The organism is Bradyrhizobium sp. SBR1B, assembly GCF_014198205.1.
GTDB lineage: Bacteria > Pseudomonadota > Alphaproteobacteria > Rhizobiales > Xanthobacteraceae > Bradyrhizobium.
Window position 1 is genome coordinate 53,609 of the sequence record NZ_JACIHC010000017.1, and the last position, 16,846, is coordinate 70,454.

General features: G+C 60.3%; 7 protein-coding genes. 5 read left to right on the plus strand and 2 right to left on the minus strand.

Going from position 1 to position 16,846, the window contains the following annotated elements:
- Window positions 1-14 precede the first annotated feature (14 nt).
- Window positions 15-3,254, minus strand: coding sequence for a DUF1156 domain-containing protein (locus GGD61_RS31335; protein ID WP_183231814.1), 3,240 nt, complete (start codon window positions 3,252-3,254; stop codon window positions 15-17).
- Between the two features lie 9 nt (window positions 3,255-3,263).
- A complete protein-coding gene (locus GGD61_RS31340; protein ID WP_183231815.1) occupies window positions 3,264-6,800 on the minus strand; it encodes a helicase-related protein in 3,537 nt (1,178 codons plus the stop codon).
- A 322-nt stretch (window positions 6,801-7,122) separates the two neighbouring features.
- On the opposite strand from GGD61_RS31340, the gene GGD61_RS31345 reads away from it, so the two are divergent.
- The 5 genes from GGD61_RS31345 (at window position 7,123) to GGD61_RS31365 (ending at window position 16,783) form a co-directional block, all read left to right on the plus strand.
- Window positions 7,123-8,388: a DNA repair exonuclease gene (locus GGD61_RS31345; RefSeq protein WP_183231816.1), complete on the plus strand. Its 1,266-nt coding sequence runs from the start codon at window positions 7,123-7,125 to the stop codon at window positions 8,386-8,388.
- Between the two features lie 4 nt (window positions 8,389-8,392).
- Window positions 8,393-11,947, plus strand: coding sequence for a YhaN family protein (locus GGD61_RS31350; RefSeq protein ID WP_183231817.1), 3,555 nt, complete (start codon window positions 8,393-8,395; stop codon window positions 11,945-11,947).
- A 284-nt stretch (window positions 11,948-12,231) separates the two neighbouring features.
- Window positions 12,232-12,813: an RNA polymerase sigma factor gene (locus tag GGD61_RS31355; RefSeq protein ID WP_183231818.1), complete on the plus strand. Its 582-nt coding sequence runs from the start codon at window positions 12,232-12,234 to the stop codon at window positions 12,811-12,813.
- Window positions 12,806-13,420 (plus strand): hypothetical protein, encoded by a 615-nt coding sequence (locus GGD61_RS31360; protein WP_183231819.1) that lies wholly within the window; start codon window positions 12,806-12,808, stop codon window positions 13,418-13,420. Before GGD61_RS31355 ends, GGD61_RS31360 begins: the two co-directional genes overlap by 8 nt.
- A gap of 3 nt (window positions 13,421-13,423) precedes the next feature.
- The gene (locus GGD61_RS31365) at window positions 13,424-16,783 is read left to right on the plus strand and encodes a UvrD-helicase domain-containing protein (protein ID WP_183231820.1); all 3,360 of its coding nucleotides are present in this window, start codon (window positions 13,424-13,426) and stop codon (window positions 16,781-16,783) included.
- Window positions 16,784-16,846: the final 63 nt, after the last annotated feature.

Sequence of the window (16,846 nt, forward strand, 5' to 3'; positions counted from 1 at the left end):
TTTCTCCTGGGTTGTCAAAAAATAAGGGGCGCTTGTGCAAGCATGGAAATGCCAGCGCGCGACCTCAGATGATTGCTAATAGACTCCAGAATTGGCGCTTCATCACCCTTGTCATCGCGGCGAGCGAGTTCGATCAAGGCCTGCACGAGTTGGGCGAAAATTGTGTCGCGCGCTAATCCGTTTTGGTCGAGATATCCATTTACCTTCGATAGGTCCCCGACTTTCCACAATTGCATGAGCCGGTGCACGCGATCTATCATGGGCACCGGAAGGCCACCGACTCCCTCCAAACCCAGAGACTTACGTTTGCGCTGATCCCAACGCCGAAGCCGCACTTTGCTCCCAGTGCCGCCGCTCTCAGCATCCGCCGCTTCTTCGTCCTCTGAATCCTCGTCCTGCTCCACGTCCGCGTCACTAGATTCGGTTGTACCCTTGCCGCCAGCGCGCGCGAGTATATCGAAACGGTCAGCAAGATCTGCGTCCGAAAGCCCGCAGGACAACGCATAAAGAATACAAGCGCCAATCGGAGCTTCAGTCATACCGAAGCTGTCGCGGTGCAAAACGTAGTAAGTTGTGATGTCGTCCATGCCGACACGCTGCACGTCCTCGTCAGACCCGGTAGCAGGCTTAAGTACGCGACCAACAGCAAATTCTACCACAAGGCGACGCACCTCGCGAAGAAACTCAGACACTGGCATTTGCTCGCGTTGACCAGAGTTAGACGTTTCGCGGTAGACTACTGGATGACGGCTGAACGCTTCGAGTGCCGGCCCCGTGGCAGCCCAAAGAAAATCAGGGCCACGGATTCCAGCGTCCCAGAATCGATGCATCTGTGTACGGATCTTTTCTCGCATTTGCGATAACACAGGACCAGCGAAACCCGGACGCGCAACAGCTGGACGTTTGCGACATACGAGCCAAACGGAAGAAGATAGCGCGGCCGCGGATAGCGCGTTCGGACGACTAGATCGTTCCGTTTGAATAGGCAGACTTCCTTCAACAACAAACCCTGCCCGAATAACTGCGTTGACAAGGGTTTCCCAGGCATCAGGATTCTTATTGGCAAAGACAATAACGAATATGCCGTCTGGACGTAAGCACGAGCTGCATTTCCGAAATACAGCAGCCATCCCGTCTTCGAAATTTCGTTTCGAAGCCTCCTTACTACCGCCGAAGCGGCTCGCCTCATCAATCAGCTCACCATCGCCTTCTGCGTGATTCCACTTTGGGCCTGTTGGCGCTCTGAATGCCGCATCGATTTCGGGAGATAGGCCGACCAACGATCGCCGCAGCCAGACGTAGAAGAAATCCATCAGGTCGGAATAAGGAATCGCATCGTAATAAGGCGGGTCGGTAATAATCGCGTCGAATTCGCCATCTACTTGAGTCGCACTACTGCACAGAACTTTAGGCGGTGATGCACATTGGAGAGATTCGGAGTTACGGAGAACGACTTTCGATATCCAATCGATACCGCCGAGATAGTTCCCGGTACTACTCGATAGCGGGCTCGTTTCGGTAAAGTCCCACACAATCGGAATCGCATAGCGTGCAAACGTTCCGCGAAGCGTTTCTCGTTTGTTATTCCAGCTGCAAATCACGCTTCCGTAATCAGCCAATCGGTCAATTGCAAGGGCGAGATATGCCGTCAGGATCTCAATCCAAGCAGGTGGATACCCGTGGTCGCGGAGCACAGTGGGGGCGCGTCGTATGATGCTAACAAACGTACCCAAAGAAACTAGTTGGCGCGGCAGAAAGAGATGCTCCCAACGCGTCAATCCATATGGCGGCGTTGAGAACCGAGTACCGCCGCCACCTCGACTGCCACCCAGGGGTATAAGCTCTGTTGGCATACCGAATGGAACGGTCTGGAATACTTCGGGTAGGTCCGCGACCGCCGAGGCTGCGGCCTGTTCTTCCTCAGGTTGAGGACTCCGGTACTCTTTGCCGTGATGCCCTTCGACGATCACGGCGGTCATCTTCGTTCCTAGTCGCCCCGCTACCGATTCGTACTTCAAATTTTCTAGTGCTGTGATGTGATTGCAGCACGGACACGTTGCGCCAGCCCGCGACAACGTCCCTTGACCCGCGATCCGATCTATCTCATTGCGCTGGTTAGCGGTGCCAGATGGCTGAGGAACTTCGGAATAGACACTGAGGTTTACTCCGTCTCGTTCTCCATTTGGCTCCATTTTCAATAACGCCCGCTTATTCCGCTTTTGGCAGAGCCACCTCGTTTTGAGGAGCGGGAAAACTGCGCGGCAAGCGGGACAGCAAAGAGTGCGAGCCCAAAGGTATGCTACGGTCGGTTTAGAAACCCATCGTGGAGTGCGAGCATCACGAAGCTCTGAGCCGGTGAGGTCCCTATTAAGTTCGTCTATCGCAACTGAATTTTCAGTATCTGGTGGCAGAGGCTTGAGTAATTTCGGTTCAACGGCCGTCTCACTATCCAACGCTTGCCACTCTGCGAACGTAGGATAGCGTGCAGCGAGTTGCCGCCGAGCTTCCGTTAAAACCCATCCGCCCCAAGCGCGGATATGCCACCCTAGGGGTGCCTCTTCCCAAGGATGATCGTCTAGCAGACCATGCTGTATCGTTTCACCACGTCCAGCTGCGGACATCGCTTCCACTGCTTGTTCAAGTCTGGTGCCCTTAAGATCCAGAGCCTTCAAGAAGGTTGTAGCGAACTCCGGGTCTCGCATGGCGTGTTTCGGCAACGGAAGCTTCTGACCCGCCAACCGCTGTGGATAATCAAGAGTGCACTTTAGGATAAGCCACGCAACAGGATTGAGGTCGTTAGCCACGACGTCACAACCGAGCCTCATTGCCTCCAATGGGATGGCGCCGCCTCCAGCGAAAGGGTCAAGAACACGGGGACGCCGTCCGCCGCTTGCAGCGGAAATCTTTTCGCGAAACCAAGCGACATCAGGCGAGAATTCCTGCCCCCACCATAAAATTCCACCATCCGCTTCGACCTTCGCAGCCTCAACCTTACCGGCGGCTTCAGTCTTGGTTTGCTTCTTCAGCTTGAGTCGGCCGCCTAGCCGACGGACCAGTTGATTTCGTGCCTCGTCATCAACAGGATCGGGAAGTAGCGATGCAGCGATTGCCGCGCGTGATGCCGCCAACGGCCTTCGAGCCGGCCATAGATGCAGCGTGGAAATGTGGCCATGCCGCATATTCTTCTCATGCAGAGAAGCGGCCGATGCCTCCGCCAGCGGGAACGCGGTTTCGATCAATCGTTTGTCTGACATTGGCTCGTCTCAATCCTGTTCCGCGAGGGCGCGAATGTCCCCGGCAGTAAATGTCATGCCGCTCTTAGCTGCACCAAGAAGTCGAGTGAAGGGATCCTGCACCCGAAATAGACTCGGTTTAGGTGAGGCACAGCCGAGAACAACGTAAAGCCAATAGCGTTCGCCGAGATTTGCGGCCTTGGCCCATTCGTTCTGCGTCATGAAGACTTCGCCGCGATCTGCCCTACCCTTCACCTCAATACATCGAGGTGCAGAGCCTGGGCGTTCAGACAGGAGATCGAAGCCAGGAAAGTCCGATAGACCAGCGGCCCGAGCGCGCGCCGCTGTCGAGACATCGCGGACCATGCCCCGAGCATTTTCTTCATGCGAAATCGATAACTTCACAGCGACGGCCTCGACCTGGGCGTCAAATCGTTTTTCGTCTTCGGCGTCGACCGATGGTACGATCAAGGCGTGCGCGACGAAGCGTACGGGCCCGAGCATGATCTGATCTGGTTCGGCCTTGATCGCTGCAAGCCGGTTCTCTCGGACTTTGGAAAGCGCTGAGTGCCGGTTTTTGACAAGTTCCAACTGAATCGACGCTTGCCTTTTACCCTCCTGAGTAGCTTGACGGAGACGATTGCGTGCGCGTGTCAACTCCGCTTCCTGGCGGTTGAAACCTGCCTTCACGAGATCGAGGCGTTGCGGAAGATCGTTCTCAACAATCGATCGATGCGAAGCAACCAAACCCGCACCGAACACGTCGGACAGCCACTCGCCGGCCTCGCGCAACAGCCTAAGGCACTCACGTCCGACAGGATATGCTCCCGGCTTGACGTCCTTCACGCCCCGAAGAAGCAGCAGCCACTCGACGGGGCACTCTCGGATCGATCCGTCCGAATCTTGACGAAGACCAACCAGACGGTGTTCCAGCACATCCTCCCCAGTGAGACTTCGGTGGAGAACGGTGCATGTCGCGAGATGGAACAACGACGCTTCCTTAGCGTGCGGGTCTACAAATGCGGCGCCACGAAGCGCATCGGAACCGAAGCGCTCTTGCAGTTCACCGGAGATCGCGTCGAAGACAGGCTCGCCCGGGTGTAGCCAGATCGCTTCCTCGCCAAAACCTGGACGATGGACCATTAGTTTCTGACGTGCTTCGTAGGGATATGTTTCGATCTCAGGCGCAATAGCGTCCATAGCGCCGTGCTGCCGCACCTTAAAGCGAAAGCCGGATGACACATCCCCATCGATTCCAAGCCCAAGCAAAGGCGCCGACCTTTCGACGAGCCGTTGCACATAGCCCGGCATTAAGCGGAGATAACGTTCGCGCTCTAAATCCTCGCGCATGGCAGGCAATTGGGCCTTCACGTCACCGCCGTTGCCATACAGCGCGCGCTCCTTAGCTTCGAGTGCGCGTAGCTGTTCGATCGTCAGCACGCCCTCGATTCCGTCGGCGACTGCTTCGCCTCGAATGGCCGCGTCAAAATAGGATTTCAGGGAGACGTTCTCGAAGAGCCGTCCGATGACGTCGAACACCTTGTCCGAACCGAGTTCCTTGCGAATTGTCTCCAACTTGTCGAGCAGGGTCTTCATGACCTTGCCTTCGCGAGTTTTCCACGCCACAAGGTTGGCGATGTAGACAGCATCTTTCTTCTGACCGTAACGATGGATGCGCCCCATCCGCTGCTCAAGTCGGGCAGGATTCCATGGAACGTCATAATTTATCATCAGCCAACAGAACTGAAGATTCACGCCCTCGCCCGCTGCGTCCGTGCCGATGAGATATTTAGCACCGCCACTGTCGATGGGTTTTCGGAAAAATTCGACCTGTCTATCTCGTTCTACGTAGTCCATAGCTCCGTGCAGCTGAGCCACTTGCCCGGCGAAGCCGAGACGCTCTAGTTGTTCGGTAAGATAGTTCGCAGTGTCCCGGTGCTCGGTAAAGACGAGCATTTTTTCGTTCGTAAAACGCGGGTCTTTCATGGTCTCAAGCAGCTTCGCGAATTTGGACTCTCGTCCAGCGTCCAGCAGACCCTGTGCCATCTGCCGCAGACTGAGGACGCGATCCCGCTCATGGATCAGGTCTGCAAGGTTCTCGGTGACCAGCGCGCCAAGCGTCTCAGATTCTCCAGCTTCAACTGCCTCGCCACCATCTCCGGCATCGTCATCTGCCGTGGCATTGGCAAAGAGATCGAGTTCGTTATTCTCGGCCTTCTTTTGAAGGTCTCGTTGCGCCTTCCTTACTGCTTCAAGACCATTTTCCTCGATCAATCTGATAGCTGCAGAGAGCTTTTCCGCGCGCCGTTCGAACGATCTCTTCAGTGCGAATGTCGAGGACGCAAGACGCCGCTGGAAGACCGCCATCGCAAGCCGAGCGGCCGATCGATTCAGCGTGGATGCTTTGTTGTAAATATCGCGAATATACTTGCTCGTCTCGTCGTACAGTTCTTGTTCGCTGCCCGACCCTTGGGTTAAATCGAAACCAAGAGTGTCGCAAAGGCGTTGTGGATACAGCGGCGTTCCATCGAGCTTCACCATCTCTTCTTTGGTACGTCGAATGAAATGGCGTACCCGACGCTCCCTCGGAAAATCGGCCAACGCCTCTGGCGTGCTTAGTGCATCCGGTTCCAGCAGACGCCATAGTGCAAAGTACGGATATGGCTTACCCATGTGCGGCGTAGCGGTCAGCAGCAGCATAGATTGAGGCGCCCAACCCAAGTCGAACTCGGGATCATCCGAAACAATACCGGCAAGGGATTCTGCCAACCTGTAGCGCGCTGTCTTGCGAACGGTCATATCGATCGGATCACGATCGGCTGAGAGCTTGTGAGCTTCGTCGAAGACGACAATGTCGTAACCATGGCCGGCTAAACCTGCTTCGCGAAGGCGCGCAAAGGTGCCCTTCGATCGAAGCGTGTCGAGGCTGACAATCGCAAAATTCGCGTCGGGCTCTAAGAATGGATTGCCCTTTGCCGCCTCGTTACCTCGGATGATACGTGCTTGGATGCGAAAGAGAGCACGCAATTCGCGCTGCCAGTTTCCCACCAGTCCGGCTGGAGGAACAATAAGCACCCGCTGGATCAGCCTACGCGAGAGAAGCTCGCGGATGGTAAGTCCAGTCATGATGGTCTTACCTGCGCCCGCGTCGTCGGCCAGCAGGAAACGGATAGGCCAAGACTTCAAAATTCGGTCGTAAACGGCGACCCTTTGATGGGGCAGCGGATCGATTAGCGAGATTTCGGTAGCGAAAGTCGGGCTGGCAAGATGTCCACTAAGCAAACGAACAGACTCAGCAACCGCGGCAACGGCCTCAGGATCAGCTCCAAAGTCGATTTGGGGGCTGTTCAATGAATTTTCACCAAGCGTTCCCGCGGGCACGGCAGCCCGGCTCGCGAGACTTTCGATCCGAGTCCACGCCAGATCTGTCGGATCGTTTTGGCCGTTTTCCCAGCGGCTGACGGTGATGGGGGATACCCCGACTAAAGCAGCGAACTCAGGCTGCTTGAGCCGCAGAGTTCGGCGGAGACCTCGGATTCTTTCCCGATAATCAAAAGGAAGTGCCAATGTCCCTCTCCTGCGCGACAGGACGGAAAAACTAGCACTTGCTAAATTTGGACGCAAGAGCCACAATTAGTCACTTGTTAAAATACGGCGGAAGCCTTCTCGGGCGGAGAACCCCACAGATTATGCCCTGACTATCCAGATATTGGGGATAAGGGTGACTACTCGTCTAGTCCGTTCTCTTTATGTTCAATATCGATTGGTTAGCAAAAATTTTTGGCACGCGCTTCCGGAAAACGCTGGGTGCTTTCGCTCAGGTCACTAGGGGCGCGCCGGCAGAGCGGCCGCCGCCAGTGACCACGCGCTTAGATTGGGGGACGTTGTTTTGCAGTCGTTTCGCTTCATCCACACTGGCGACATCCATCTCGACAGCCCATTGAAGGGACTTTCCGGACAGCAAGGCGCGGCGGCCGAACGGATCCGCACAGCAACGCGTTTTGCGCTCGACAATCTCGTCAGCCAGGCAATCGAGGAGCGGGTCGATTTCATCGTTATCGCCGGTGACCTGTATGACGGCGATTGGCGCGACTATCAGACCGGCCTTTTCTTCGTAAAGCAGATGGGCCGACTGGCCCAGGCCGGCATTCCGGTCTTCCTGCTCTATGGCAATCACGACGCGGAAAGCCAGATCACGCGCCGTCTGAGCTTGCCGGCCAATGTGAGCGTGTTTTCGGCCCGCAAGCCCGAGACGTTCTGGCTGCAGCATCTCGGCGTCGCCCTTCACGGGCAAAGCTTCCGGCAGCGGGACGTGACGGACAATTTGGTCACGGCTTATCCTGCGCCGATCCCCGGCTGTTTCAATATTGGCGTTCTGCACACCGGCTTGGGCGGGATGCAGGGGCACGCAAACTATGCGCCCTGCGCCATCGAAGATCTGATCAACAAGGGCTACAACTATTGGGCGCTCGCGCATGTACATCAGGCCGCTGTTCTAAACGAGCGGCCGCATGTCGTCTTCTGCGGCAATCTTCAAGGCCGGCACATCCGAGAAAACGGCCCGAAAGGCGCATCGCTTGTTGCAATCGAGGACGGCCAGGTCGAGGCGATCTCGCCGCTCCACGTAGATTGCGTGCGCTGGATTCATTTGCCGGTTCCGGTGGGCTCTTGCAACACATCGGCCGACGCCATCGATTGCGTGCGCGCGGCGATCGAGGACGCCGTTGCGCGCGACGCGCAAGGCCGCCTTCTGGCCTGCAGGATTGAGTTGACCGGGCAGACAAAGCTGCACGGCGAGTTGCTCGCATCGGCGGATCGTCTCCTTGCGGAGGCGCGGGCCGCCGCTTTGGGCTTGGGCGAAGAGACGGCCTGGATCGAGCGCCTCGTAATCGCGACCGCAAGCCCTGACGCCTTAGCCTCCCGCAAGGATGCTCTGGGCGATTTGCAGCGGATGATCCAGGGCGCGGGGGGCGATGCCGAGCTTCAGGCGCGGCTCGCGTCGGAGCTTGGCGATCTCGTCCGCAAGTTACCCCACGATATCCGAGCGGAGTCGAGCGACGCGGCATTGAAGGCCGCCATCGATGCCGACATCGCGGGCGTCATCACGCATGCCGGCGCGTATCTCAACGCACGCCTGGCAGCAGAGAAGGTGTAATCCGATGCGCATCCGACAGCTTGATCTTCTCAAGTACGGGCATTTCACGAACGCCATGATCGACCTTCCCGCTGGGAAGCCGGACTTCCAGATGCTGCTAGGCGAGAATGAAGCCGGCAAGTCCACGACCATGGGTGGTGTCGAAGATTTGCTCTTCGGCATCCCGGCCAATTCACCGCGCAACTTCCTGCACGAATACAACGCCATGCGTGTGGGAGCGCTCTTGGAGAAGGGAGCCGAGACACTCAGAGTGCGCCGCCGCAAAGGCAACAAGGACACACTGCTGGGCGATGACGACATGCCCGTCCCGTCGGGCGAGGCGATACTCGCCCCATTTCTCGCGGGCGCGGATCGTCGCTTCTACACGCGGATGTTCAGCCTGGATCACCCACGCCTGCAGCAGGGCGGCAAGGACATCTTGCAGGCCCAAGATGATGTCGGGCAAATGCTGTTCTCGGCAAGCGCTGGCATCACGGGGCTGCGTGAGACGCTTAAGGCCATGGAGGCTGAAGCCGATGCGCTTTGGGCCTCTCGCCGCGCGGCGCACCGCAAGTATTTCCAGGCAGAAGAACGCCTGAAGGCCGCCGAAGCCGGCTTGCGCGAGAATGTCGTGACCACGAGCAAGTGGCAGTTGCTCAAGAGCGCCTTCGAGACTTCGAACGATGCTCACACCGCCATCGAGCAGGAAATCGAGATCAAATCGGCGGAGCTGCGCAGGCTCAACCGCATCCGCCGCGTTTGCCGCGACGTGCGAAAGCGCGCGGAGACGCAACGCACCATTGAGACGCTCGGGACCGTGATCGCGTTCGATGCCGATGCCGCCAATATTCTGGAGAGGGCGGCGGCTGATGAAGCCGCGGCCACTGCGCGCATCGCCGCGTTGAGCGAGCAGATCGCGGCACTTGAGGCTGAACGGGCAGCGCTCAACTTTGACGACAGCTTGCTCGCGCGCGCCGAAGACATCGCACAACTTCGTGATCGCCGGAGCCAGGTCCGGGCTGGCAAAGCCGATCTTCCCAAGCGACGCGCCGAACTGGCGGCGGCCGAGGCCGCGCTCCTTCGACTGGCCGCCGAGCTCGAATGGAACGGTAACGTCGATCAGGTGATCGCGCGGATTCCCGCTAAGGCCAAGGCGGCCGCGCTTCGCGGCTTGCTCAATCGACGAGGCGCGCTGTTCGGCGCGGTTCAGAATGCAAAAGCGGCCGTCGCCGAAGCGCAAGAGGAACTCGCCGAGATCGGGGCCGATATCGAGGCGTTCGGCGCGCTGACAGATGTTTCCAAGCTCGCAACGGCCGTCAAAGCCATCCGCGAACTCGGCGACCTGACTGGCCAGATCGCCAATTCCAAGCGCGACGAGCAGGAGGCGCGGGCCGCGATTGAACGCGCGCTGACAACCTTGCGCCCGGCCGTGGCGGAGACTGCCGATCTTGAGTCGATGCCCGTTCCGCCGCTGGCTGCCGTTGAGGCCCACCGCGACGCTTGCCGCGGCCTCGAACAACGGCAGCAGACCTGCCGCGAACGCATCCGCCATGCGCAGCAAGAACGCGCCCGGCATCGCAAAGCCCATGAGCGCCTTATCACCGACGAACAGGTCGTCGCGGCCGATCAACTTGAACGCTTGCGCAGTCGGCGTGATGCGGGCTGGTCGATTATCCGGCGGCGCCATCTTGAGGGCGCCGTGGTTCCGGAAGATGAGGTCACAGACTTTTCGCCGTCGGTTGCGCTCGCGGAAGACTTCGAGACCGCGATTCGGGTTGCGGATGTGGCTGCGGATCGGCGCTTCGAGCATGCCGGCGCGGCCGCGCAACTCGCGGTGATTGGGCGGCAGATCAGCGAGCAGGACGATTTGTTGGAGTCCTTGGGCCTGGAGGAGACGGCGCTGGAGGAAGAGCGCATGGCGCTCGGTGTTGCCTGCGCCAAACTTTGGGCTGGAGTCTACGTCGCGCCCGAGGCCCCCGACGTGATGATCGAGTGGCTGCGCGCGCGTTCCGAAATCCTGGAGCTCAACGGGGAGCGCGGTGCGGCCGAGCGGCATACCGGCGATTACCAGCAGCGTGAGGCCGAGGCCAAGCGAATCGTCCTGGCCGAACTTGATGCACTCGGCACCTCTACGGCTGCGCTGGCCGGCCAGCCGCTTCTTCTGGTCGTGGAGGCGGCCGCGACGGTAGAACGCACGCATGAGACGGCCGCCAAAGCCCGGCGCGATCTTGATGCCGCGCATCACAAGGCGGCAGGCGCCTTGACGCGCAAGCGCAAGGATCTGGAAAAAGCAGACGGCGAATGGAAAGCATGGACGACCGATTGGACGTCAGCTCTCAAGGCGCTGCAATTCCCCCTGACGGCCGCGGCCGAGACCGCGGAAGCCCAAATCAATGCGATCGACGATATGCGCGAGGCGGCGGTCCGCATCAATGACCTGAGACATGAGCGGATTGAAAAGATCGAAAGGGATACGACGGCATTCGAGGCCGAGGTAGCCGCCTTGGCGCAAGCCATCGCGCCGCACCTGCACGGCACCGATGCCGAGGAAGCCGTCTTGGAACTGGATCGGCTCGCGGCCGAGGCCGCGCGCGTTCGCGATCTCAAGGCCGCCAAAGAGGCAGACATTGGCGGCGTGCAGAAGAAGATTGAGGAATGCCGCGCATCGAGCGCCGAAGCGCGCGACATTATCGCGCGTTTGCAGCGGACGGCTTCGGTGTCAGCCATCGACGACCTTCGCATCGCGATCCGGCGCTCGGATGAGATGCGTTCGCTGACGGCGGAATTGGATCGCCTCACCAAAGCGCTAACGCAGGATGGAGACGGCCTCTCGGTCGCGGACTTGACCGCCGAGTGCGCGGGCATCGATCTCGACGCCACCGCCGCGAAAGAGCAGACGATCAACGACGAAGTGCAGGAATTGCGTAACCGCCTGATGGAGGCGCGCGAAACCCGCAACGCCGCACGCCAGGCTTTCGAGGCCATCGGCGGAGACGACAAGGCGGCGAGGGACGCGGCGGATCGCCAAGCGGCGCTTGCCGAAATTTCAGAGATTGCCGAACAATACGTCCGGCTGCGCTCAGCCATTGTGTTGTTGCAATGGGCGATCGACCGCTACCGGCGCGAAAAGCAGGCGCCGTTGCTCAAGCGCGCGGGCGAACTGTTCGCCGTGCTCACCTGCGGATCGTTCAAAACCCTCCAGCTCGAATTCGACGACCACGACAACGTGCAGCTCGCCGGCATCCGCGACGACGGCAGCCGGGTGGCGGTCGCCGGAATGAGTTCCGGCACGGCTGACCAACTCTATCTCGCGCTCCGCATCGCCGCGGTCGAGGACTATCTCGACCACGCTGAGCCCATGCCGTTCATCGCGGACGATCTGTTCATCAACTTCGACGACAAGCGCGCGGCAGCCGGCTTCCGCGTGCTGGGTGAGCTGGCGAAGAAGACGCAAGTTCTATTCTTCACGCACCACGAACATCTGCTGGAGGTTGCACGAAAAGCCTTGGGTGTCCCGATTGCCGGCGTTACGCTGCCGGCGGCCGCGAGCGCGCCGACGCCGCAGTCGGAGGCCGCCTGAAGCCAGGTTATTTCCCGTAATTTATGCTGTCACCCTGGTTTTTTCTTTATTTTCAATGACTTACTAAGCTACAAATCCACATTTGAAGAAATGTTCGGACCCGCTTCCGGAATTTTGGATGTGCGGTCGCTTCCTAAGTAGGGCCGCCCCTGTTCGGATCGCGAGGTTGAAACATGAAGCCAGGTGCCAAGACGTCTGAGGAACCACCCTCGCCATCCGACTTGGAAGGCTGGGGGCGTGTTGCCGCCGCCAACGGCCTTCGCCGCCTGCGGCCGGAGGACATCGTGGCCACGATACAGCACATCGGCCCGAACGGCGACCAACGGCTCCTTGCCGCCCTCAGCACCCACATCTCGGACGAGCTGTTGCGCCGCATCAAGCGACTGGTCGGCAAGAACCACCGCAATGAGGGTGAGGACATTATCTGGCGTGCGCACCACCAGTTGATCGTGGCCGTGCTCACGCCGAACTCGAAGGACGGGCAAGCGCTCTGCAGGACCTTTAGGACATGCGTCGAATTCCGCGTTGCCGACGCGATCCGCGCGGAGCGCAAATACGCCTACCGCAACAAGCCCTTCAAGACGCGGTCCGGCGTTGCCGATGACGGCGAGGAAATCGTCGAAACCATCGAGCCGCCTGAGGAAGGCAGCGAACAGACGGCGGAGGTCCAACAATTGCTGAATAGGATTCCTGATCCGAGAAAGCGCGAGGCGTTTCGCCTACACATGGACGGATGTCCCCTTGGTCCCGGGATCGGCACGACGTCGATCGCGGAGCAGCTCGGAATCAGCGCCAAAACCGCGGGAGATTGGATCGCCGAGACCAAAGCTCTCCTCAAGATTGAGATAGGAGCCGCCCATGATTGAACAAAACAGAAATCCCGATCGGGACGACGTGCTGTTCGCATTCCACCAGGCTTGCGACAACCCAACCGCCGAGCAAGTGTCGGAATGGACGCGCCGGTATCCGCAATACGCCGACGATATCCGTGAGCATGCCGCCCTGCGTGCGCAGTGGGCTTCGGATTCCGACGAGCACGGCGCCGAGCCCGACGAGAGCATGCTCGCGCGCGGGCGCAGCCATGCCCTGAATTTGCTTCATAGTGCGCGTCAGGAAGCCGCCGCCCAGAGCGATTCTGAAAAGACATGGGCTCAAGCCCTGTCGGCGGCCGGCTTCGACATTCCGCGGCTTGCGCGCTGCATCAACATCGACCGCATGGTTCTGGCCGAACTAAATGCCGGCCGCATGCGCTTGCCGTTGGGCCGGCGTTTGACGGATGCACTTACCGACGTCCTCGGCATGAGCACCGCTTGGCTTGAGCGCGTGGTATCCGACCTCCTGACGGGGCCCAGGCGACTGGGCCACGCCAAAGCGGATGAAGCGCCCACCATCAATACGCGGTCGTATACCGAGGTCATTCACGCCAGCTCCATGTCGGAGGATGAAAAACGCTACTGGCTTGGGAAGGACTAAGGCATGGACGCTTGGCGGGATATACGGCTCAAGGCGCGCGAGTGTCACCGCCAAGCCCTCCTAAAGTCCAAGGGCGTCCATAAGGCACCCGCGCTGCTCGCGGCAGCTCTGGAAGACGAAGATCTTCAGCTCACACATTACGCGCCGGGATCGGTCGTCAGCAAAGGCGTTTATGGATTTCTCGACCGTCCGTCGAAGATCATCAACGTCGCGAGCGGACAGAGCCCGGAAAACGAAGCCGTGGTGACCGCGCATGAACTCGGCCACTACAAACTCCACCGCGATCCCCGCAACGAAGTGACCGCCATCGCGCCTGGCCTTGGCGGCGATCCGATCGATTCAGGCGCAGGCCGCGTGGAGGGTTATTCCCCGCGCGAGCGCAAGGAAGTTCAAGCCGATATTTTCGCGGGCGAGTTTCTCTGCCCGGCCGACTGGCTGCGCGAAGAATTGCTCGCGCATGGTCGCAAGCCCGAGGACATCGCCAAAGATATCGGCGTGCCGCCGGGGCTTGTCCTAAATCAGGCGATCCGCGCCCTGCTCCTGCCGGCACTGGAAGCCCCCGTCCCGGCAGGCCCCAGTCTGAGCTACGCGCTCGATCCGGGCCAGCTTGAGGCCGCGACCTGGAGCGGCGGGCCGCTGCTCGTCGATGCTGGGCCCGGCACAGGAAAAACAAGAACACTTGTCCACCGCATCCAACACCTGCTGGACAACGGCGCCTCGCCCGCCTCGATCCTCGCCCTCACCTTCTCCAATAAAGCCGCCGAGGAAATGCGCGATCGGCTGTCCGTCAGCAACGCGGATGCCGCGATCGAAATGTGGGTCGTCACGTTCCACGCGTTCGGGCTGGAGCTGATCACCAAGTATCATCAGCGCATCGGCCGGACGATGAACGTGCGCATTTTGGATGAAGCGGGCTCGCTCGCGCTGCTTGAGGCCAACCTTATCCGCTTGCCGCTGCGCCATTTTCAAAACCTCTACGAGCCCGCCTATGAGCTGGTGCCCGTTCTGCGCGCGATCTCGCGCTGTAAGGACGAACTCATAAGCCCGGCGGCGTACCGCGCCGCCGCCGAGGCCGCGCGCAGCGCGGCGACGAGCGAGGACGAGCGCGAAGCAGCCGGCAAGGCCCTGGAAGTCGCCGACATCTACGAGATTTATCAGGATGAATTGGCGAAAGCCGATGCGGTCGATTTTGGGGATCTTGTTCTGCTCGCGGCGCAGGCGCTCGAGCAGAACCCCGACTTGCGCGCCGAGTGCCAGGCACGGTTCGAGCACATCCTCGTTGATGAATATCAGGATGTGAATCTGGCGAGCGCGCGGCTCTTGCGGGCGCTCGCAGCGCCACAAGCGGATGTGTGGGTCGTAGCCGATGAACGGCAGTCCATTTATCGCTTCCGCGGCGCGGCGCCCAGCAACGTGCAGCGTTTCGTAACCGAGTTTTCCGGGGCACGGCGTTCGCTTGGCATCAACTACCGCTCCGGCTCGCCGGTGGTGCAGGCGTTTCAAACCTTCGCCGCCAGCATGCATGCCTCCCCCGGCGGACGCTGGACCGCTCAGCGCGGAAGCGTCGGCGCAATCCGCCAGATCGTGGCGCCTTCAGTCGCGGCGGAGGCGGCTGCGATCCGCGACCACATCGAGCAAGCGCGCGCCAACGGCATTCCCTATAGCGAACAGGTCATCTTGGCGCGCAGTCATCTCACTCTCGCGCGCATCACCGGCGCGCTCGAACAGCTTGGCGTGCCTCTCCTTTATCTTGGCGATCTGTTCGAACGCGAGGAAATCCGCGATCTGCTCGCTCTGATCTCGATCGACGCCGAGCCCGGCGGAATCGGTCTTGTCCGCGTCGCGCAGTTGCCGGAATACGGCGCGTCCAAGTCCGACGCGCTTGCCGTCATCAAATGGGCCGAGGCCAACAATCTGCGCATCCTTGACGCGCTACGCCGGATCCCAGAGATTTCGGGCCTGACGTCGCAGGGCAGTGCGGGCCTGGCACATCTTGCCAACCACCTCGACGGCTTCGGAGCGGCCACTTCGCCCTGGACGCTTCTGACGACATGGCTTTTCGAGCGCAGCGACTATCTTAAACCGCGCCTAGCGGCCAACGACTCCAAGGCGCAGCAGCAGCTTGTCGCCATTTATCAGCTCCTCAAGGTCTGCGGTGAAATGGCGGCCGACGGCGATTCTACCCGCAAGCACATGCTGGCGCGCGTGCGCCGCATCGAGGCCTTGAATGACGATCGCATGTACCGGGCCGTGGCCTCAGAAGCGTCCGATCTAAACGGAGTGCGAGTCCTTACCGTCCACGGCAGCAAGGGGCTTGAGTTCAAAGCGGTCCACCTGCCGGCGCTAGTGACCCGGTACATGCCGGCGAACCGGCAGGGCGTACGCTGCCCGCCGCCACCCGGCCTGCCGCACCTCGCCATCCGCCCCGCCGATCATGAAGCGGAAGAAGAATGCCTGTTCTTCGTGGCCCTCTCGCGCGCGCGGGACTTTTTGTTCTTGAGCCGCGCCGAACGCTATAGCGCGAGCCAATCCGCGAGCGCTTCCAAATTCTTGGCCCCGATCAGCGCACTGGCACCGGCGGCGCGGCGCAATGACTCTCCGCTTCCGGCGTGTCCGGCGCGGGTCCTCGCGCCGCCCGGCCTGCGCACGCTTTACCAGGAGCGCGAGCTTTCGCTCTATATCCAGTGTCCGCAGCGTTATCAGTTCGAGGCGTTGGACGGGTTGCGCGCCATTCGCGACGACTCACCCTATGTCCGCTTCCATCGCTGCGTGTTCCGCACCATCGGCTGGCTTGAGACGCAGCGCGCCGCCGGCACGCCATCCGGCCTTCCCGCCGCGCTGGTGCAGCTCGGGCAAGAGTGGGCGGTGCGCGGGCCGAAGGGGCACGGTTTCGAGGCGTATTACCGGGCCTCCGCCGAAACCATGATCACGTCGATGGTGGACGTGATCGCGGCGGAGACGGGAAGCTATGACCAGGGAGAATGGATCGTCGATGTCGGCGGTAAGCAAATCGCGGTGACGCCCGACCGCGTCGTCATCGCTGCAGACGGGACGGTGCACGTGCAGCGCATCCGTACCGGGCGCAAGACCAAATCGGATCCCGCCAACCGCATTTATGCGCTGCTCCGCCGTGGCGCTGTGGCGCGCTATCGGGGCCGGCGTGTCGTGATCGAGGCCTACTACCTCGCGACCCGGGAAGCGGTGCCGATTCCACCTAACAAAGACGACAAATTGCTGGAGGAATACACCGGCGCCATCGCCGACATCGAGCGCGGCGCATTCGCGCCCGCCCCGGAGGATGCGCGGCGCTGCCCGAATTGCCAATGCTACTTCATCTGCGATTTCGTCCAAGGCGTCTCCTAGACCCTTCCTGAAAATTCTGCCTGCCGTCGCTTTCTCTTTAGGGGCTCAATCAAGGGCCGCACA

Excerpts from the sequence above, each read along its gene's own strand:
- GGD61_RS31335 (WP_183231814.1), bottom strand. The coding sequence starts at position 3,254 with ATGTCAGACAAACGATTGATCGAAACCGCGTTCCCGCTGGCGGAGGCA.
- GGD61_RS31350 (WP_183231817.1), top strand. The coding sequence starts at position 8,393 with ATGCGCATCCGACAGCTTGATCTTCTCAAGTACGGGCATTTCACGAAC.
- GGD61_RS31360 (WP_183231819.1), top strand. The coding sequence starts at position 12,806 with ATGATTGAACAAAACAGAAATCCCGATCGGGACGACGTGCTGTTCGCA.
- GGD61_RS31365 (WP_183231820.1), top strand. The coding sequence starts at position 13,424 with ATGGACGCTTGGCGGGATATACGGCTCAAGGCGCGCGAGTGTCACCGC.